Source organism: Streptomyces sp. NPDC051180 (assembly GCF_040689545.1).
In the GTDB taxonomy this organism is placed as follows: Bacteria; Actinomycetota; Actinomycetes; order Streptomycetales; family Streptomycetaceae; genus Streptomyces.
Genome location: NZ_JBFBBC010000004.1, coordinates 1 through 19,176, shown reverse-complemented (window position 1 = coordinate 19,176; position 19,176 = coordinate 1). Strand labels below are relative to the sequence as shown.

Annotated in this window: 16 protein-coding genes; 7 read left to right on the top strand and 9 right to left on the bottom strand. The window is 74.0% G+C overall.

Annotation, left to right across the window (positions count from 1 at the left end; genetic code table 11):
* Positions 1-8: 8 nt before the first annotated feature.
* Complete coding sequence (locus AB0424_RS09150; RefSeq protein WP_366303424.1) at positions 9-434, top strand: DUF742 domain-containing protein; 426 nt, start codon at positions 9-11, stop codon at positions 432-434.
* On the top strand, positions 415-1,020 hold the full coding sequence (locus AB0424_RS09145; protein WP_366303423.1) for an ATP/GTP-binding protein: 606 nt from the start codon (positions 415-417) through the stop codon (positions 1,018-1,020). The genes AB0424_RS09150 and AB0424_RS09145 overlap by 20 nt, the downstream gene beginning before the upstream one ends.
* Positions 1,021-1,083: 63 nt before the next feature.
* On the opposite strand, the gene AB0424_RS09140 is transcribed toward AB0424_RS09145, so the two are convergent.
* The 3 genes from AB0424_RS09140 to AB0424_RS09130 form a co-directional block, all read right to left on the bottom strand.
* The gene (locus tag AB0424_RS09140) at positions 1,084-2,241 is read right to left on the bottom strand and encodes a lipid-transfer protein (RefSeq protein ID WP_366304128.1); all 1,158 of its coding nucleotides are present in this window, start codon (positions 2,239-2,241) and stop codon (positions 1,084-1,086) included.
* A gap of 26 nt (positions 2,242-2,267) precedes the next feature.
* Positions 2,268-2,795 (bottom strand): zinc ribbon domain-containing protein, encoded by a 528-nt coding sequence (locus AB0424_RS09135; protein WP_366303422.1) that lies wholly within the window; start codon positions 2,793-2,795, stop codon positions 2,268-2,270.
* 80 nt (positions 2,796-2,875) lie between these two features.
* Positions 2,876-3,697, bottom strand: a complete 822-nt coding sequence (locus AB0424_RS09130) for a M15 family metallopeptidase (RefSeq protein ID WP_366303421.1) — start codon at positions 3,695-3,697, stop codon at positions 2,876-2,878.
* Here AB0424_RS09130 and AB0424_RS09125 point away from each other — a divergent pair.
* Positions 3,696-4,256 carry an NUDIX domain-containing protein gene (locus tag AB0424_RS09125; RefSeq protein WP_366303419.1) on the top strand — a complete coding sequence of 187 codons (561 nt, stop codon included), beginning with the start codon at positions 3,696-3,698 and terminating at the stop codon, positions 4,254-4,256. The genes AB0424_RS09130 and AB0424_RS09125 overlap by 2 nt on opposite strands.
* 68 nt (positions 4,257-4,324) lie before the next feature.
* Here AB0424_RS09125 and AB0424_RS09120 read toward each other — a convergent pair whose 3' ends face one another.
* Positions 4,325-6,724: a glycoside hydrolase family 31 protein gene (locus AB0424_RS09120; protein WP_366303417.1), complete on the bottom strand. Its 2,400-nt coding sequence runs from the start codon at positions 6,722-6,724 to the stop codon at positions 4,325-4,327.
* A 215-nt stretch (positions 6,725-6,939) separates the two neighbouring features.
* On the opposite strand from AB0424_RS09120, the gene AB0424_RS09115 reads away from it, so the two are divergent.
* On the top strand, positions 6,940-8,910 hold the full coding sequence (locus AB0424_RS09115; protein ID WP_366303416.1) for an acetoacetate--CoA ligase: 1,971 nt from the start codon (positions 6,940-6,942) through the stop codon (positions 8,908-8,910).
* 144 nt (positions 8,911-9,054) lie between these two features.
* Here the strand turns inward: AB0424_RS09115 and AB0424_RS09110 are convergent, their stop codons facing one another.
* Together AB0424_RS09110 and AB0424_RS09105 are read right to left on the bottom strand one after the other, a co-directional pair.
* Positions 9,055-10,149 (bottom strand): CU044_5270 family protein, encoded by a 1,095-nt coding sequence (locus AB0424_RS09110; protein WP_366303414.1) that lies wholly within the window; start codon positions 10,147-10,149, stop codon positions 9,055-9,057.
* Positions 10,146-10,931 (bottom strand): RNA polymerase sigma factor, encoded by a 786-nt coding sequence (locus AB0424_RS09105; protein WP_366303413.1) that lies wholly within the window; start codon positions 10,929-10,931, stop codon positions 10,146-10,148. Before AB0424_RS09105 ends, AB0424_RS09110 begins: the two co-directional genes overlap by 4 nt.
* A 121-nt stretch (positions 10,932-11,052) precedes the next feature.
* On the opposite strand from AB0424_RS09105, the gene AB0424_RS09100 reads away from it, so the two are divergent.
* Positions 11,053-12,681, top strand: a complete 1,629-nt coding sequence (locus tag AB0424_RS09100) for a serine protease (RefSeq protein WP_366303411.1) — start codon at positions 11,053-11,055, stop codon at positions 12,679-12,681.
* Positions 12,682-12,765: 84 nt separating this feature from the next.
* On the opposite strand, the gene AB0424_RS09095 is transcribed toward AB0424_RS09100, so the two are convergent.
* On the bottom strand, positions 12,766-14,085 hold the full coding sequence (locus tag AB0424_RS09095) for an aminotransferase class I/II-fold pyridoxal phosphate-dependent enzyme (protein WP_366303410.1): 1,320 nt from the start codon (positions 14,083-14,085) through the stop codon (positions 12,766-12,768).
* Between the two features lie 45 nt (positions 14,086-14,130).
* On the opposite strand from AB0424_RS09095, the gene AB0424_RS09090 reads away from it, so the two are divergent.
* Both AB0424_RS09090 and AB0424_RS09085 read left to right on the top strand, forming a co-directional pair.
* Complete coding sequence (locus AB0424_RS09090) at positions 14,131-15,408, top strand: MFS transporter (protein ID WP_366303409.1); 1,278 nt, start codon at positions 14,131-14,133, stop codon at positions 15,406-15,408.
* Positions 15,409-15,431: 23 nt separating this feature from the next.
* A complete protein-coding gene (locus tag AB0424_RS09085; protein ID WP_366303407.1) occupies positions 15,432-16,325 on the top strand; it encodes a hypothetical protein in 894 nt (297 codons plus the stop codon).
* 78 nt (positions 16,326-16,403) lie between these two features.
* On the opposite strand, the gene ptsP is transcribed toward AB0424_RS09085, so the two are convergent.
* Both ptsP and AB0424_RS09075 read right to left on the bottom strand, forming a co-directional pair.
* Positions 16,404-18,074 carry a phosphoenolpyruvate--protein phosphotransferase gene (gene ptsP / locus AB0424_RS09080; protein WP_366303405.1) on the bottom strand — a complete coding sequence of 557 codons (1,671 nt, stop codon included), beginning with the start codon at positions 18,072-18,074 and terminating at the stop codon, positions 16,404-16,406.
* Between the two features lie 80 nt (positions 18,075-18,154).
* Positions 18,155-18,604, bottom strand: a complete 450-nt coding sequence (locus AB0424_RS09075; RefSeq protein WP_366303403.1) for a PTS glucose transporter subunit IIA — start codon at positions 18,602-18,604, stop codon at positions 18,155-18,157.
* Positions 18,605-19,176 lie beyond the last annotated feature (572 nt).

The window sequence follows — 19,176 nt, the reverse complement described above, 5'->3', positions numbered from 1 at the left end:
GGGACGGCATGAGTGACGCACCCGAGGCCGGCCTGCCGGAGCAGAGCCGGACGCCCGCCCCCCACCACTGGTTCGACGACGAGGCGGGGCCCGTCGTCCGTCCGTACGCGATGACCCGCGGCCGGACGAGCGCCGCCACCCGTCACCGCCTCGACCTGATCGCCGTGGTCGTCCCCGAACCCGCCGCGGACGACCCCGGCCGGGACCAGACGCTCTCCCCGGAACACGTGGAGATCGTCGAACGCTGCTCCGAGCAGCCCCAGTCGATCGCCGAGCTCGCCGCCGGCCTCGACCTCCCCGTCGGGGTGGTCCGGGTCCTGGTCGGCGATCTCGTCGAGGACGAACTCGTCCATGTGACCCGCCCCGTTCCGCCGGCCGAGCTGCCGGACGTGAGCATTCTTCGCGAGGTGATCAATGGCCTTCGGGCGCTCTAGCCGCAAGAAGCCGTTCGTCGAGCCGGTGACCCTGAAGATCCTCGTCGCGGGCGGGTTCGGGGTCGGCAAGACGACGCTCGTCGGCGCCGTCAGCGAGATCCGGCCCCTGCGGACCGAGGAGATCCTCAGCGAGGCGGGGCGTCCGGTGGACGACCTGCACGGCGTCGAGGCCAAGACGACCACCACGGTCGCCATGGACTTCGGCCGGATCACGCTGCGCGAGGACCTCGTCCTGTACCTCTTCGGTACGCCGGGCCAGGACCGCTTCTGGTTCCTGTGGGACGAGCTGGCGCAGGGGGCCCTGGGCGCGGTCGTCCTCGCGGACACCCGGCGCCTGGAGGACAGCTTCGCGGCCATCGACTACTTCGAGCGGCGCGGTATCCCGTTCACGGTGGCGGTCAACTGCTTCGAGGGCGCGCGGCGGTTCCCCGCCGAGAGCGTGCGCGGGGCGCTCGACCTCGACCCCGAGGTCGAACTCCTGATGTGCGACGCCCGCGACCGAGAGTCGGTCAAGAACGTCCTGGTGGCGGTCGTCGAGCACGCCCTCGTGCTGGCCGACCGCAGCCACGCGGCCGTCTCGACCTGACCGGACGCCGTCCCCGGGGCGTCTCGCGGCCCCGCGCACGGCGGGCCGGGCGCCCGGGGGCCGTCAGCGCACCGCCACCACGGCCGACCCGTGTCCGAACAGGCCCTGGTTGGCGGTGATGCCGACCCGCGCCCCGGGCACCTGACGGTCGCCGGCCGTGCCCCGCAGCTGCCAGGTCAGTTCGCAGACCTGGGCGATGGCCTGCGCCGGCACGGCCTCCCCGAACGAGGCGAGACCCCCGCTGGTGTTCACGGGCAGCCGTCCGCCGAGCGCGGTCGCGCCCTCCCGGAGCAGCTTGGCGCCCTCGCCCGCCGCGCAGAGCCCGATGTCCTCGTACCACTCCAGCTCCAGGGCGGTGGACAGGTCGTAGACCTCGGCGAGGGACAGGTCCTCCGGGCCGATCCCCGCCTCCTCGTAGGCGGCGCGGGCGATCGAGGCGCGGAAGGAGTGCGCCGAGGGGGAGACGGCGGCGGCCGAGTCGGTCGCGATGTCGGGGAGGTCGAGCACCGCCTTGGGGTAGGTGGGGGAGACCGTGGAGACCGCCCGCACCCGCACCGGGTCGGCATGCCCGTGCCGCCGGGCGAAGTCCATGCTGGACAGCACGAGCGCGGCGCCGCCGTCCGAGGTGGCGCAGATGTCCAGGAGCCGCAGCGGATCGGCGACGACGGCGGAGGCCGCGACCTCCTCGGCGGTGACCGGTTTCCGGTAGCGGGCGAGCGGGTTGAGCGCGCCCGCCGCCGCGTTCTTCACCTTCACCTGGGCGAAGTCCTCGGCGGTGTCGCCGTACAGGGCCATCCGGCGGCGCGCGTAGAGCCCGAAGTACGCGGGGTTGGTCGCCCCCAGGACGCGGAAGCGCAGCCAGTCCGGGTCATCGGGGCGGTCGCCGCCGGCCGGGGCGAAGAACCCCTTGGGTGTCGAGTCCGCGCCCACGACCAGGACCACGTCCGCCAGGCCCGCCAGGATCTGGGCCCGTGCGGTCCCGATGGCCTGTGCGCCCGAGGCGCACGCGGCGTACACGCTGGCGACCCGCGCCCCCTGCCACCCGAGTGCCTGGGCGAAGGTCGCCCCGGCCACGTACCCGGGATAGCCGCACCGCATCGTGTCCGCGCCCACGACGGAGCCCACGTCGCGCCAGTCCAGTCCGGCGTCGGCGAGCGCGGCGCGGGCGGCGGCCGTGCCGTAGGAGACGAAGCTGCGCCCCCACTTGCCCCACGGGTGCATTCCGGCACCGAGTACGGCGATGTCGTTCACGACCGCTCCTCCCCTTCGGCCCGGTGCCTGAGCTCCGAGGACCGCTCGGTGCCCGGGGGCCGCTCCTGTCTCCCGTCCCGGACCGGCCGCCAGTTCCAGGTGGTCCAGACGTGCTGCCCGTCCTCGTTCAGGACACCGGGCACCACCTCGACCTCGGTGCCGACGGCCAGGTCGGCCGGGGAGACGCCGGGCGCCGCCTGGCCGAGCACCACCATCGCCTCGGCCGCCAGCTCGACGGCCACCAGGGTGTACGGCTCCCAGGGCGCCTCGGGGTCGGAGACGTAGGGGGCGGGCGGGCGGTACCGGCCGTCGGTGTACGACCAGACCCGGCCGCGCGGGGAGAGCGGGACCTCGGTCAGCTCGCCGCCCCCGGGGCAGCCGGGGTTGCGGCACCAGCCGTCCTCGCGCGGGAAGAAGACCGACGCGCAGGCCGTGCAGCAGGTGCCGAGCAGGCGGAACTCCGCCTCCGGCACGGTGTCGTCGGTGAACCAGCCGTCCACCACCGGTCTGCGCGTCCGTGCCATCGAGACCTCCCGTACCACCGGCCACCACTGATCTGACGAAGCGTCAGAAGTGTGCCACGGGCGTCTCCGACGGGGAAGACTCAGCGGCCGGCCACGGACCGCCGCGCGACCGGGAAGTCGAAGTAGGTCGACGGGAACGGCTCCGGCTTGAAGGTGAAGTGCCACCACTCCTCGGGCAGGTTCACGAACCCCTCGCCGGTCAGCACCCCCTTGAGCAGCTGCCGGTTCGCCCGCTGGACCCCCTGGATCCGAGGGTCGTCGGTGTGCGAGCGCGTGTCGAAGCAGTCGTACCCGGTCCCCATGTCGACCGAGTTGTCCGGAAACCGCTCCTCCTGCGGCCCGTAGCACTCCACCAGCCGCTCACCCGGCACGTACGCGCGCGTGGGCACCGCCGGCAGCCGCACGATCGTCAGGTCCACCGTCGAGCCCCGGCTGTGCCCGGACTTCTCGGCGATGTAACCGTCCGCGAACAGCCGCGACTTGTCGACCAGCGGATAGAACTCGCCCTTCATGCGCGCGTCCGCCAGGTCCTCGGCCCAGCGCACGAAGTGGTCGACGGCACGCTGCGGCCGGTAGCAGTCGTAGACCTTCAGCGTGTACCCCCGGGCCAGCAGCCGCACCTGGGCGCGGTGCAGCGCCTCGGCCGCCGGACGGGTCAGGATGCACAACGGCTGCCGGTAGCCGTCGACCGGCTCGCCCACGAAGTTGTGCTCCGTCGTGTAGCGCATCTCCTGGACGATGGACCAGTCCACCTCGCTCAGTGCCACGAACCCCGCCGGTGCCTTCGGCTCCGGCGCCGCCGACGCCGGGGGAGCGGGCGCGACGACCGCGCCGGAGACGGCGAACAGACCGGCGGAGGCGATGACGGCGAGGGCGCGGACAGCGGAAGCGAGTCGACTCATGCGCCCCGTCTACCAGTTCCGGCAGCGCCGGGAAAGGGACATCGCATACGGTCGGCCCGTGAAGGACTCCCACTGCTCCTCCTGCGGCGCGGCCCAGCCGCCCGACGCCGGCTGGCCCCGCACCTGCCCCGCCTGCGGCGACACCGCCTACCGCAACCCGCTGCCCGTCGCCGTCGCCCTCCTCCCCGTCACCGACGCCGAGGGCACCGGCCTCGTCGTCATCACCCGCACCATCGAACCGCAGCGGGGCGGCATCGCCCTGCCCGGCGGCTTCATCGACCACACCGAGGACTGGCGCGCCGCCGTCGCCCGCGAACTCCGCGAGGAGACCGGCATCCAGGCGGCCGCCGCCGACGTCCGCCTCGCCGACGCCCTCAGCTCCCCGGGCGGCCACCTCCTCCTCTTCGGCCTGCTGCCCACCCGTCCCGCCGACACCCTCCCGCCCTCGGCCCCCACGGACGAGACCAGCGGACACCACATCCTCCGCGCACCCGCCGCACTCGCCTTCCCCCTCCACACGGAGGCGGTACGGAAGTGGTTCGAGGGGCAGTACGGCTGAGCCGGCGGCGTGCGGCCCGTCCCGGGCCGCACGCCGCGGACGCCCCCGGAGCGCGCATCCCGCACACCTCAGCCGGCGACACCCCGGACCCGCACCGGAAGTCCCGCCTCCGTCACCCCGTCGTCCGTGACCCGCTCCACCACCACCCGCCCCCCGAGCAGACGCGACTGGTACCGCTCGATCTCGGCAGGCTCCCAGCCGTCCCCCGTGTCCCGTACGACGAGGCCGCCGCCGGTCCGCCCCGCGGCGGGCGCCCACACCTCGAGGGCGAGCTCCCCGTCGTCACCGCGCACCGCCAGCACCGACCCCGCACGCGCGAGGACCGGCACCCGCGAGAGCGGCGCGTCCAGCAGCACCTGGCCGGGGCCCTCGTACGCCTGCCCCGTCGCCGTGTCGTACCACCGCCCGCGCGGCAACCGCACCGCCCGCCGGTCGGCGCCCCGCGTCAGCACCGGAGCCACCAGCAGCGCGTCGCCGAGCAGGAACGCGTCCTCGCAGTCCCGCAGCAACCGGTCCTCCGGCGTCCCCCACCACACCGGCCGGACGTACGGCGCGCCCGTCATCCGGGCGAGCCTGGCCAGCGTCTCGAAGTACGGCCGCAGCCGCTCGCGTTCGGCCAGCACCCCGCGCGCGTGCTCCAGGACCTCGGGACCGAACTCCCACGGCTCGCGCCGCCCCGCGTCGATCGCCGCGTGCGTGCGGAACAGCGGAAGCCACGCCCCCAGCTGGTACCACCGCAGGAACAGCTCCGGCGACGGGCTGCCGTCGAACCCGCCCACGTCGGGACCCGAGTACGGGACCCCGCACAGCCCGAGCCCCAGCACCAGGGCGAGCGAGGCCCGCAGCCCCGGCCACCCCGTCGACACGTCACCGGACCAGGTGCCCCCGTACCGCTGCATGCCCGCCCAGCCCGAGCGGGTGAAGAGGAACGGCCGCTCCTCAGGCCGCAGCCGGCGCAGCCCCTCGTACCCGGCGCGTGCCATCGTCAGCCCGTACACGTTGTGCGCCTCCCGGTGGTCACCGCCCCGCCCGTCCAGCGCGTGCCGCGCCGAACGGGGCAGCGTCGGTTCGCCGAAGGGAGCGAAAGCCACCGGCTCGTTCATGTCGTGCCACACCCCGGAGAACCCCTGCCGGAGCCGCTCCTCGTACAGCCCGCCCCACCACTCCCGTACCGCGGGATCGGTGAAGTCCGGATACGCGCACGTCCCCGGCCACACCTCCCCGTGGACCTCCCGGCCGCGCGCGTCCCGGACGAACGCCCCGGCCGCCCGCCCCTCGTCGTACAGCGGGTCACCCGGCTCGACCTTCACCGCCGGGTCCACGATCGACACCAGCCGCACGCCCTGCTCCGACAGCTCCGCAGCCAGCCCCGGCAGGTCGGGGAACCGCTCCCGGTCCACCGTGAACACCCGGTGCCCGTCGTAGTGGTCGATGTCGAGGTGCACGGCGGACAGCGGCAGCCCCCGCTCCCGGTACCCGGCCACCACCCGCCGCACCTCGCGCGCGCTCCCGAAGCCCCAGCGGGCGTGCTGCGGACCGAGCGCCCAGGACGGCGGCAGCGCGGGCGCCCCGGTCAGCGCCGCCCACCCGTGCAGCACGCGCGCGGGGGTGCCGACCACCACCCAGCAGCGCAGCGGACCGCCGCCCATCCGCACCTCGCTCGTCCCCGGCCGGTCGTGCCCCGACCCGGCGCCCTCCTCGCCCTCGGCCAGGGTGACCAGGCCCTCCCACGAGTTGTCGTGGAACACCAGGTGCGTCCCGGCGTCCGAGACGACGAACTGCACCGGCATGGTCAGGTAGAGCGGATCGTCCCCCGGAGCGAAGTGCCCCTGGGGATCGGTGTTCCACAGCCGGTACGCGCCGTCCCGCAGCCGGGGCCCCGCGGCCCGGCCGCCGAGCCCGAAGAACCGCGCGTCCGCCGGCACCTCGCTGCGCTGCACCCAGCGCGCCCCCGCACCGGCGCCGGCCGCCCCTCCCGCGCCGCCCTCACGCTCCGCGGAGTCCGCCTCCGTCTCCCACCAGCGCGGCGGCAGGTCCCGCCGCAGCATCACCCCGCCGGGCGTACGGACCTCCACCGCCCCGTGCCGCGAGACCGCGACCGTCACCCGCTCCGACACGATCCGCCACCCGCCGTCCGTGTCGGGCTCGAGGGAGGCCCGCGGGTCCGCCTCGGGCGGCTCGCCCGCGACGGCGTACGAGGGCAGCGGCCCGGCCCCGTCCCAGCCCCAGAACACGGTGCCGCCCGCCGAGACGCAGATCCGCAACGAGGACCGGGCGAACCGGACGGTCCCCCCGCCGGGCCCCGGCTCCGCCTCCAGGGCGAGCCCCGGCACCCGGGCCCGCTCCGTTCCGCGCGCCGGAAGCCCCCACGCGTCCGTGCGCCGCCGCCGCCACCCCGCCCGTACCGTCCGCCACCCCTGCACCGAACCGAACACCTTGATCGAACGCACCAGTCCACGACCGTCCATGACGATCACCCTGCCACCCACCTGGGGCGATACCGGCTTCGTTCAACTTCCGTTCACCCATGGTGGGGGCACATATTCAACTGCCCGACCATGGGCAGGCAGCCCTGGTGCGAAAGACGATCACATGGCATCGTCCTGTCAGCCGCGTTACGCGCACATCCCAGCACGTGCGCGGGACACACGCCGACCCCGCGTACAGCCAGGGAGCCGCCCCAATGACATCAGCGCAGACCGAACCGCTCTGGCAGCCGGACGACGAACGCATCGCCTCCGCCGCCGTCACCCGCTTCCAGGCATGGGCCGCCGAACACCACGGCGCGCCCGCGGACGGCGGCTACCCGGCGCTCCACCGATGGTCGGTCGAGGAGCTCGAAGCCTTCTGGCAGGCGATCGTCGAGTGGTTCGACATCCGCTTCACCACCCCGTACGAGCGGGTCCTCGGGAACCGCGCGATGCCCGGCGCCGACTGGTTCCCCGGAGCCACCCTCAACTACGCCGAGCACGCCCTGCGCGCCGCCGACGAGCGCCCCCACGACACCGCGCTCCTCCATGTGGACGAGACACACGACCCCGTGCCGACCACCTGGGCGGAGCTCCGCCGCCAGGTCGGCTCCCTCGCCGCCGAACTGCGCGCCCTCGGCGTCCGCCCCGGCGACCGCGTCAGCGGCTACCTGCCCAACGTGCCGCAGTCCGTCGTCGCCCTCCTCGCCACCGCCGCCGTCGGCGGCGTGTGGACCTCCTGCGCCCCGGACTTCGGCGCCCGCAGCGTCCTCGACCGCTTCCAGCAGGTCGAACCGGTCATCCTCTTCACCGTCGACGGCTACCGCTACGGCGGCAAGGAGCACGACCGCCGGGACACCGTCGCCGAACTGCGGGCCGAGCTCCCCACCCTCCGCGCCGTCGTCCACATCCCGCTCCTCGGCACCCCGGCACCCGAAGGGACCCTGGCCTGGGACGACCTCGTCGCCGGCGACGCCGAGCCGGTCTACGAGCAGGTGCCGTTCGCGCACCCGCTGTGGGTCCTGTACTCCTCCGGCACGACCGGTCTGCCGAAGGCGATCGTCCAGTCCCAGGGCGGCATCCTCGTCGAGCACGTCAAGCAGCTGGGCCTGCACTGCGACCTCGGCCCCGAGGACGTGTTCTTCTGGTACACCTCCACCGGCTGGATGATGTGGAACTTCCTCGTCTCCGGCCTCCTCACCGGAACGACCGTCGTCCTGTACGACGGCAGCCCCGGCTACCCCGACACCGCCGCCCAGTGGCGCGTCGCCGAGCGCACCCGGGCCACCCTGTACGGCACCTCCGCCGCGTACGTCATGGCCTGCGCCAAGGCGGACGTCCACCCGGGCCGCGACTTCGACCTCTCGGCCGTGCAGTGCGTCGCCACCACCGGTTCGCCGCTGCCCCCCGACGGCTTCCGCTGGCTCCACGACGAGGTCCGCGAGAACCTCTGGATCGCCTCCGTCAGCGGCGGCACCGACGTCTGCTCCTGCTTCGCGGGCGCCGTCCCCACCCTGCCGGTCCACATCGGCGAGCTCCAGGCCGCGGGCCTCGGCACCGACCTGCAGTCCTGGGACCCCTCCGGCAAGCCCCTCATCGGCGAGGTCGGCGAACTCGTCGTCACCAACCCCATGCCGTCCATGCCGATCCACTTCTGGAACGACCCCGACGGCAGCCGCTACCGCGACAGCTACTTCGAGATGTTCCCGGGCGCCTGGCGCCACGGGGACTGGATCACGATCACGGACCACGGCTCCGTCGTCATCCACGGCCGCTCCGACTCCACCCTCAACCGGCAGGGCGTCCGGATGGGGAGCGCCGATATCTACGAGGCCGTCGAACGGCTTCCGGAGATCCGCGAGTCCCTCGTCATCGGTCTGGAGGAGCCGGACGGCGGCTACTGGATGCCGCTCTTCGTGCACCTCGTGGACGGCGCCACCCTCGACGACGAGCTGGTCGACCGCATCAAGCGCACGATCCGCAGCGAGCTCTCCCCGCGCCACGTCCCCGACGAGATCATCGAGGTCCCCGGCGTCCCGCACACCCTCACGGGCAAGCGCATCGAGGTCCCGGTCAAGCGCCTCCTCCAGGGCACCCCCCTGGCCAAGGCCGTCAACGCCGGCTCGGTCGACGACCTCGGTCTCCTCCACTTCTACGAGTCCCTCGCGGCCAACCGCAGGAACTAGCGGCCAATCGCAGGAACCAGGGGAGTGTCCCCCTGGCCCACCGCACGAACCGGCCGGTGTGTCCGCAGGACACCCCGCGGGAGCCACGCAGAAGGTGACGGGGCCCGCCGATCCGACGCGATCGGCGGGCCCCGTCCGTTCCGGTCAGCCCTTCGGGAGCACCCCGGCCGCCGGGGCGGCCGCCTTGGCGAGTACCGCGGACACCCCGAGGACCGTTCCGGCGGCGCCCGCCGACGTCGTCTCCGTGAGCACCGTGCGCTGACCGAGGAACGCCGACGTCGTCCGGTCGAAGATCCACTGGGTCTGCTCGCCGTGGGAGGTACGGGCCACGGCGACGCCCTCGCGCCCTGCCGCGTCGGTCGCGGACGGCAGGACGGTCACCCCGGGGATCCGCGCCGCCGCCCGGTACAGCGCGGCAGTCACCTTCGGCGGGGCCCAGGTCTCCGCGAGCAGGGTCCCGATCGCCGTGAAGGCCCGCTGGTCGGCGTCGCCCCCGCCCGCGCGCGTGCCGTCCCTGACCAGGCGCAGCAGCGCGTCCGGATCGGTGGGAAGCGCCGCCACGTACGCGTGGGTCGGCTCGGTCACGGAGGGAACCCGCGTCGGCGGGCCGCTCCTGCGCGGCTCCGCCCCGCGGCGGTCCAGCTCGTACACGGGGGGCTCGGCCGCGCCCAGGGGCGCGTCGGCGGCCCCCGCCTCCCGCAGCAGACCCGGTCGGCTGCCGTCGGCGGAGAGCCACACCTCGCGCCGGTGCGCGGGAGGCAGGGTGGCCGGCCCTCCGTCGGCGGAGCGCCCCGCGAACGCGACGAGGCTCCGCACGTACACGAATCCGCCGGCCCCGACGTCCGGCACGGGAGCGGAGGCCGCGGCCAGCGCCGCTCCGGACAGCACCCGCACGGCGTCGGGCGACGCCGAACGGTCCACCGAGACCCGCCCGGGCGTCCCGGCCGGCGGCTCCCCGGGAGCCAGGACGACGACACCCGCGACGACCGCGCAGGCGACCGCGGGCGCGGCGATCCACCCGGCACGCGGCCTCCGGCGCGGCGCGCGCGTGCCGCCGGCCGTGCGGGCCTTCGCGCCGTTCTCGGCGACGAGTGCGCTGCGCAGGACGTCGTACCTCAGCTGCCGGCTCCGCTCCGGGGTCGGCTCGGGCACGGGCGGCGGCGGCAGCAGCTCGGCGAGTTCGGTGCGCAGCGGGTCGTCGGCACCGACCTGCGGTGTGCGAGGGGCGAAGGCGTTCACGACGGGTTCTCCGTGGTCTCTCGGACGGTCGAGCGGACGGCGCCGGCATCCGAGCCGACGAAAGGAACGGGCGCGGATCCCGGCCCGGGGAGAAGCACGGGCACAGCGCCCGGCCCGGGGAGGGGCACGGGCGCGACGCCCGGCCCGGGGAGGGGCACGGGCGCGACGCCCGGCCCGGCGTGGTGCCTCCTGCTCACTGCCCGGCCGCCCGCCCGCGCGACGGCCGCGGACCGCTCCTGCCGCCGAGCGGCGCGCAGTTCGGCGTCCGCCAGCTTCCGGAGCCGCTCACGGGCGCGGGACAGCCGGGACCGCACGGTCCCGACGGGGACGCCGAGCGCCTCGCCCGCGGCGGCGTAGTCGAGGCCCGCCCAGACGACGAGGGTGAAGACCTCGCGCTCGCGCCGCCGGAGCCGTCCGAGGGCGGCCCGCGCGGCGCGCAGCTGCTCCCCGTCCCGTATCCGGTCGAGGACGTCGTCGGCGAAGTCGGGCAGCACACCCCGCTCGGGGAGCCTGGCCAGCGCCGCGTCACGCCGCCGCGCCTCCCGGGCCGCGCTGCGCATGATGTTGGTCGCGATGCCGAGCAGCCACGGACGGAGACTCCCGCCGTCGGCGTGCACCCTCCCGCGACACCGCCACGCCTCCAGGAAAGCGGCGGAGACGACGTCCTCGGCCGCCGTCCGGTCGCCGCACACCCGGTAGGCGTAGTGGTACAGCACGCGTGCGTGCTCGTCGTACGCCTCACCGAGCGCCGAGGGGTCCCCGGCACGGAAACGATCTCTCATAGGTGATTCCACATCTGGCACTGGTCGCCGGTTCGTCCGGGTTCCCGTGACCTGGAGCACACCGGCGGCGGGTGTGTCCCAGGTCACGGGAACGCCGCGGCCGTCATGGGCAGTGCTGGACATGAACGTTTCCTCGACACCCCACGAACCGACCACCGGCAAGACCCCCGCCACGGCGGGCCGCGCCGGCCGCCGCACGGTGCTGCGGAGCCTCGCCCTGGCCGCAGTCCTCGCCGGCACGACCCTCCCGGCCCTCCCCCCGGCCACCGCCGCGGAACACACCCCCGAGACGTACACCCTGACGATCCGGCACGTGGACCGCACGGGGGCCGCCACCGGCGGCTACCTCACCCACGTCACCGGGATCTCCGGCCCCGGCGCTGCCGAGGAGGTCGCGCCCTACGACGCGACCGGAACGGTCACCGTCCGTCTTCCGCAGGGCCGCTACCTGCTCGACTCCACGCTGTCCGGCGCCGATCCGGCCGCCGGCACCGACTGGATCGTCCAGCCCCGCCTGGACCTGAACGGCGACACGACCGTCACCGTCGACGCCCGGACGACCGCCCCGGTCGACGTCCGGCCCGCGGACCCGGGCGCGCGCCCCCTGAACGGCCTCGGGTTCGTGGAGGTCACCCACGAGGGCCGGACCCGGTCCGCGAACGTCGTCACGGCGCGCGAGGCGCTGCGCGTGGCCCACCTCGGCCCCGCCGCCGAACCCGGCTCCGTCAGGGAGTGGTTCGACACCTACTGGTCCGGCGAGAGCACCGACTACGCCCTCGGCTACACCTTCACCTCCGACCGCGCCCTGACCGGTCTCGTCCGGCACCCCGCCCCCGAGGACCTGGCCACCGTCAGGATCCGCGCGGCCGCCCCCGACGGAGCGCCCGCCACCGGCTTCGTCTCCGTCCAGCCCAGCGCCGGTCCCACGATCGGCCTCGTCCGGCCGCTGCGGCAGCCCGGTACCGCGACCGTCCTCGTCACCCCCGAGCGCGGCCGGTGGGACGCCGAATACTCCGGACCGGCCGCACCCGAGTCCCCGCCCAACCGCTACACGGCCGGCGGATTCGCGGTGCGTGCCGGCGCCACCACCACCCACACCTTCGGCAACGCCGTCTTCGGCCCCGCCCTCGACAACACGCCCGGCGCCCGTCCGGCGGGCACCCGCGACGGCGACGCCCTCGCCCTCGACGTCCCGCTGCTGGCGGACGGAGAGGGCCACGCCCCGAGCGCGCCCCGCTTCCACGGCGCCACCACCACCCTCCACCGCGACGGGGTCCTGATCGGCACCCGCCACGGCGACCCGGGCCGTGCCCGGTTCACCGCCCCGCCCGGCCGGGCCGCGTACCGGCTCACGGCCACGGCGACCCACGGTGACGGCCCGGCGGCCGGCGGACGCGTCACCGCCTCGTGGACCTTCGTCTCCGCCCGTACGTCCGGTCCCACCGGGCTCCCGCTGAGCACCGTCCGCTTCACCCCGGCCCTCGACCTCGACGGCACCGCGCCCGCCGGCACCCCGGTCCGCGTGCCGGTCACGGTGCAGGGCGCCGCCGCAGGGACAGGCGTCCGCTCCCTCACCGTCTCGGTGTCCACCGACGACGGCGTGACCTGGACCCGCGTCCCCGTCCTCGACGGCGCGGTCGGCTTCCGCGCCCCGGCGCCCGGCCGCACCGTCTCCCTGCGCGCCGAACTCACCGACGCGGACGGCAACACCCTCACCCAGACCCAGCGGAACGCCTACCGGACCCGCTGAGCCCACGCCCCGACACCCACGGATGGCGCCGACACATACGGACGCTCCGGGGAAGGCCACCGCCTTCCCCGGAGCGTCCGCGCGTCAACCCCCGTACGTGGCCTGCGTGTCGCCCAGCACCTCGGCGAAGTCGGCCGCGAGCCGCACCGCGTCCTCCGGGGCCAGCGTCGCCGTCGTGATCCGGACCGCCGGGGGAGCCGCGATCCTGAAGCGGGCTCCCGCGGCGACCCACCAGCCCTGCGTCCGCAGCCCGTTCACCACCGCCGACTCGTCGCGCACGGGCGCCCACACGTTCAGCCCGCTCGCCCCGACGGCACGGATCCCGCGCGCGCCGAGCGCGTCGATCAGCGCCGTACGCCGCTCCGCGTACGCCGCCTCGCCCGCCGCCACCAGCCGACCCACCTCCGGGTCGGTGAACAGTCCGGCGACGGTCTCCTGGAGCACATGGCTGACCCAGCCCGAGGTCATCAGCATCCGCCCGTCGTGCCGCGCCGTCGTGACGGCGTCGCACGCGACCCCGGCCCACCGCAGGTCGATCCCGAGGTGCTTCGACACGGTCCGCACCTGGGCCCACCGGTCCAGCCCGGCCGCCGCGAGCGTGTGCGCCGCGGCCCCGCCCACCTCCGCGTTGTGGTCGTCCTCGACGACGAGGACCTCGGGAAACTCCCTCAGCACCGCCACGAGTTCGTCCCGGCGTGACCGGGTGAAGAAGGCTCCGGTCGGGCACTGGCCGCGCGGACTGCACACCACCGCGCGGGCCCCGGCCCGCAGCGCCGTCCGCAGGGCGTCCGGGACCAGCCCCTCGCTGTCCACCGCCACCGGGACCATCCGCAGCCCGAGAGCCGGCACCAGGTCGAGCAGGTGGTGGAAGCCGGGATCCTCCACGGCCACCGCGTCGCCGGGCCGCAGCTCCGTCGACAGGAGCCGCGCGATGCAGTCGAGCGCCCCGTGCGCGAACGTCACGTGGTCCGCCGGTACACCGTCCCGGGAGAACCACTCCCTGGTCAGCTCCTCCAGGACCGGCAGGCGCGGGGCCGCTCGATGGGACCCGTACACCGGGCTGACGGCCGACGGCGGCCGCAGTACGGGCAGGAACGCCGGGTCCGGATGACCGCCGGCCAGGTCCACGAGCCCGGCCGGAACGCGCGGCGGCCGACGGGACGCCACCGACGGCGTCTCGGCCACGACGGTGCCGCCCCGGCCGCGGGTGACGATCAGTCCCCGCTGCCGCAGCTCCTTGTACGCCGTCGCCACCGTGCCCGGACTCACGCCCAGGGTGTCGGCGAGCCGGCGCACGGGAGGCAGGGCGTCCCCCGGCGCGAGCCCCCCTTCGGTCACGCCGCGTTCGACGGACGCGGCAATCCCCTTGGCTGTCATGCCCTCGATCGAATATTGTGCTGCCACGTAAAAGATTATGTATCAATACAAAAGAATGCGCAAGGGGGACCCATGAGCCGCACCACCCGCCCGCCCTTCAGGGACCGCATCCCCGGAGGCCGCGACGGCCGCCGCATGCTCCTCATCGGCTTCATCGACAAGTGCGGCACCGGACTCTGGTCCACGGCCATGGCCCTCTACTTCACCTACGTCACCGGCCTCGGCCTCGGACAGGTCGGCCTCCTCATCGCCCTCTCCGGCGCGGCGGGCATCGCCGGAGCCCCCCTCGGCGGCCGGCTCGCCGACCGCTTCCCCCTGGTCCGCGTCATCATCTGCACCCAACTGCTGCGCGCCGCCGCCCTCCTCGCCCTCCTCACCACCGACGACTACGCGCTCCTCGTCCTCTTCTCCGCCGCGGGCGCCCTCCCCGACCGCGCGACCAACGTCCTCACCAAGCTGTACGCCGCCCGCGTCGCAGGCCCCGACCGCGTCCGGTACCAGGCCATCAACCGCACCACCTCCAACCTCGGCTGGACCCTCGGCGGCCTCGGCGCCGCGGCCGCCCTCGCCGTCGGCTCCACCACCGCCTTCCAGCTCCTGCTCGTCGGCGACGCCCTCTCCTACCTCGTGATGGCCGCCCTCACCCTCCGCTGCGCCGAACCCCCCGCCCCCGCCGCGTCCCGCGTCGCCGCCGCCTCCACCGACGCGCCGCCCACGGGCCGGCCCTCCAGCCCCTGGCGCGACCGCGGGTTCCTCGCCTTCACGGCGGGGGAGTCCGTCTTCTTCCTCCACGACTCCGTCCTCCAGGTCGCCCTGCCGCTCTGGATCGTCCACGCCACCGACGCCCCCGTCGGCCTCGCACCCCTCCTGATGGTCATCAACAGCGCCCTCGTCGTGGCCTTCCAGGTCCCCCTCTCCCGCTTCGGCGGCACCACCGACGCCGCCCGCCGCCTCTTCGTCCCCCTCGCCGCCCTCTTCGCCCTCGGCACGCTCGGCCTCGCCGTCTCCCCCCTCGGCGGCCGGACCCTCGCCGTCACCGCGCTGGTCACCGCGGCCGTCGCCCTGACCTTCGCGGAGATGATCCACACCATCGCCTCCTGGGAGATCTCCGTCGCCCTCGCGCCCGACGACGCCCAGGGCGCCTACCTCGGAGTGCACGGCCTCGCCCAGTCCACCCAGCGTTTCGCCGGCCCCCTCGTCATGACCGGCCTCGTCTCCGCCGGCCCCCTCGCCTGGCCCGTCCTCGGCGCCGCCCTCGTCGCCACCTGCGCCGCGCAGAACCGACTGGTCCGCCGACGCCTCACCGAATCGTCACTGTCAGTGGCCAAGGTTACGGTGAGTGAGCACTGATCGACGCGTCACCAGGGGGAGACATGACCCGCACCGCGACCACCACCACGACACGCCTCCGCCGCGCCCTGCGCCGCGAGATGCCCACCACCCTCGGCCTCCTCGCCGACGAGCACGACTTCGGCACCATGCGCCGCTACCGCACCTTCGCCTTCGACGACCACACCCTCTACCTCCAGCACGCCGAGGCCCTCCTCAAGACCCTCGCCCGCCAGGGCGGCCACACCACCGTCACCCTCTTCGACCCCGAGGAGTACGCGGCCTGGTGCACCGAGACGGCCCTCGACCCCGACGACCCCGCCAGCCGCGGCCGCTTCACCGCCCACCTCGCCGCCACCGGCGCCCGTGTCACCTATACCGGGCAACCCCTCACCACCCTCCTCCCCGAACTGGTCGACACCGCCGTCCGCCACGCCACCTGGGAGTTCGCCACCACCGTCCTCGCCACCGCCGGCACCTGCGCCACCTGCGGCGAGGACATCGGCCCCGTCTCCTTCGACCGTGCCGAGCGCATGCTCCGACGACTCATCGAAGCCGCCGGACCCGGCACCCACCACCTCGTCTGCAGCGTCCCCGCGGCCGGCGAACAGCTCCTCGCCGTCCTCCACGCCCACGCCGGAACCCGCCCCGAGGACCCCGCCGCCACCGAGTTCACCGCCGTCCTCGCCGCGGGCATCGCCCTCGGCGTCCCCGCCGGACTCGTCCTGCGCACCACCCTCCCCGGCGCGCGCGACCGCCTCCACGGCTGGCGCCTCGTCGGCGGCACCCTCACCCCGCTCACCGAGGCCGAGGTCTTCGCCGCCTACTGCACCGACGCCCGCACCGGAGAACCCCTCTCCCCGGAACCCGGCGTCGACTACCGCGCCGGACTCACCCTCGCCCCCGACCCCGACGACGACCATCCGCTCCACCCCTGACCGGTCCCGGCACGCCGAAGGGGCCTCCCGCCACCCACGTGACGGAAAGCCCCTTCGATCAACGACGTACCCGCGGGATCACTCCCCGGACAGCACCGCCTGCGCGGCGATCCGCGCGTCGTGCGCCGTGTCCGCCGCACGCGCCGCGGCCGCGGCCCGCTCGCACTGGGCCAGCGTGTACTTGGCCAGCGTCGCCCGCACATAGGGAATGGACGCCGCACCCATGGAGAGCGAGGTGACCCCCAGACCCGTCAGCACACAGGCGAGCAGCGGATCCGAGGCCGCCTCGCCACAGACACCACAGCTCTTGCCCTCGGCCTTGGCCGCCTCGGCGGACAGCGCCACCAGGTCGAGCAGCGCAGGCTGCCACGGGTCCTGGAGCCGGGACACCGCACCGACCTGACGGTCGGCCGCGAAGGTGTACTGCGCCAGGTCGTTGGTGCCCAGCGACAGGAACTCGACCTCCTGCAGGATCGAGCGCGCCCGCAGCGCGGCCGAGGGGATCTCGACCATCGCACCGAACTTAGCCCGCAGCCCCGCCTCGCGGCACGCGTCGGCGAACGCCTTCGCGTCCGTACGGTCGGCCACCATCGGCGCCATGACCTCGAGGTAGACCGGCAGACCCTCGACCGCCTTCGCCAGCGCGGTCAGCTGCGTCCGCAGCACCTCCGGGTGGTCCAGCAGCGACCGCAGACCCCGCACGCCGAGCGCCGGGTTCGGCTCGTCCACCGGGGTCAGGAAGTCCAGCGGCTTGTCCGCGCCGGCGTCGAGCACCCGCACGACCACACGGCCCTCGGGAAACGCCTCCAGCACCTTGCGGTAGGCATCGACCTGCTTCTCCTCGGACGGCGCCTTCTTGCTGTCGTCCAGGAAGAGGAACTCCGTACGGAACAGGCCGACACCCTCGGCTCCGGCCTCCACCGCCGCCGGCACGTCGGCGGGACCGCCGACGTTGGCGAGCAGCGGCACCTTGTGCCCGTCGGACGTCGCGCCCGGGCCGCTGGAGGTGGCCAGCGCGGCCTTCCGCGCGGCGGCGGCCTCGGTCAGCTCCGCCTTCTTCTCCTCGCTCGGCTCCACGAAGAGCTCGCCCGTGGACCCGTCGACCGCGATGAGCGTGCCCTCGGCCAGCTCACCCGCACCCGGCAGCGCCACGATGGCCGGCACACCGAGCGCCCGCGCCAGGATGGCGCTGTGGCTGGTCGGCCCGCCCTCCTCGGTCACGAAGCCCAGCACCAGCGTCGGGTCCAGCAGCGCCGTGTCGGCCGGCGCCAGGTCCCGCGCGATCAGCACGTACGGCTCGTCGCTGTCCGGAACGCCCGGCATCGGCACACCGAGCAGCCGCGCCACGATCCGGTTCCGCACGTCGTCGAGGTCCGCGACCCGCCCGGCCATGTACTCGCCGGCACCGGCCAGCAGCTCGCGATAGTGCGAGAAGGCGTCGTAGATACCCCGCTCGGCCGTGCTGCCGACGGCGATCCGGCGGTCCACGTCGGCGATGAGCTCCGGGTCCTGGGCGATCATCGCCTGGGCCTCCAGCACCGCCTGGGCCTCGCCACCGGCGAGGTTGCCCCGGGCGTTGAGGTCCGCGGCCACAGCCTCCACGGCCTGGCGGGCGCGCCCCTGTTCGCGCTCCGCGTCCTCGGCCGGAATCTGCTTGGCCGGCGGTTCCAGGACCGCCGTGCCCATGTGCCGGACCTCGCCGATCGCCACTCCGTGGCTGACGCCGACGCCTCGCAGCGTTGTCTCCATCTCACCCGTCTCCGATTGAGCGACGGCCCCGGCCGCCGCGTTGAATGTCGAACTCGCGGTCGTCACCAGGACGGTCCGGCTCAGTTCCAGCCGAAGAGCCGGTCGCCGGCCTTCACGTCGCCGTCCTCGACGACGTCGTGGAGCGAGTCCGCGGTGGCCTCCAGGGCCACGATGGGACAGATGGGGGACTTGCCGGCGGCCTCGACCTCGGCGGGGTTCCAGCGCACGACGGCCTGTCCGCGCGTCACGGTGTCACCCTTGTTCACGAGCAGCTCGAAGCCCTGCCCGTTGAGCTGGACGGTGTCGATGCCCAGGTGCGTGAGCACACCGTGTCCCTCGCCGTCCACGACGACGAAGGCGTGCGGGTGCATGGAGACGACGACCCCGTCGATGGGGGACACCGCCTCCGAGGGCTCACGTACGGGGTCGATGGCGGTACCGGGCCCGACCATCGCACCGGAGAAGACCGGGTCGGGAACTGCGGCGAGACCGATGGCGCGTCCAACAAGCGGCGACGTCACGGTTGTCATGGGAAGCCTCCCAGGGGCGGAGATTGTGTGGCGCCGTCACTACCTGTCCTGGACGGCGTACTGTTCAGAAGCGTATGTCATAGGAAGTCCCAGTTCCGCACGAGACGTACCAGTTGGGCGGAGCTAGGGACCACCAGCGACGATTTGCCTCTACTGACGGTGGGATGTACTGTCGTACTCCTGCCTGACCCCAACGCGGCCTTGAGTCGCGGGTCGGCAGCACCTATCAAGCCAGATCCTAACCCCAGTGGTCTACACCTCTGCATGCTCGCGGAGGAGTGGTCAGGGGGACCGAGAAAGCCTGGTAATGTTTGACCCCGCCGGGAACGGAAACACGAAAGTGAATTCCTGCCCCGGTAACCCGCTCCAGCGGGTGGCAGAAACGCAAAAACGGATCTGCTAAGCTGGAAACACAAAATACCGAAGGGAAAGCCCGGAGGAAAGCCCGAGAGGGTGAGTACGAAGGAAGCGTCCGTTCCTTGAGAACTCAACAGCGTGCCAAAAATCAACGCCAGATTAGTTGATACCCCGTCCATCTTCGGATGGCGAGGTTCCTTTGAAAGTCCTGCCGG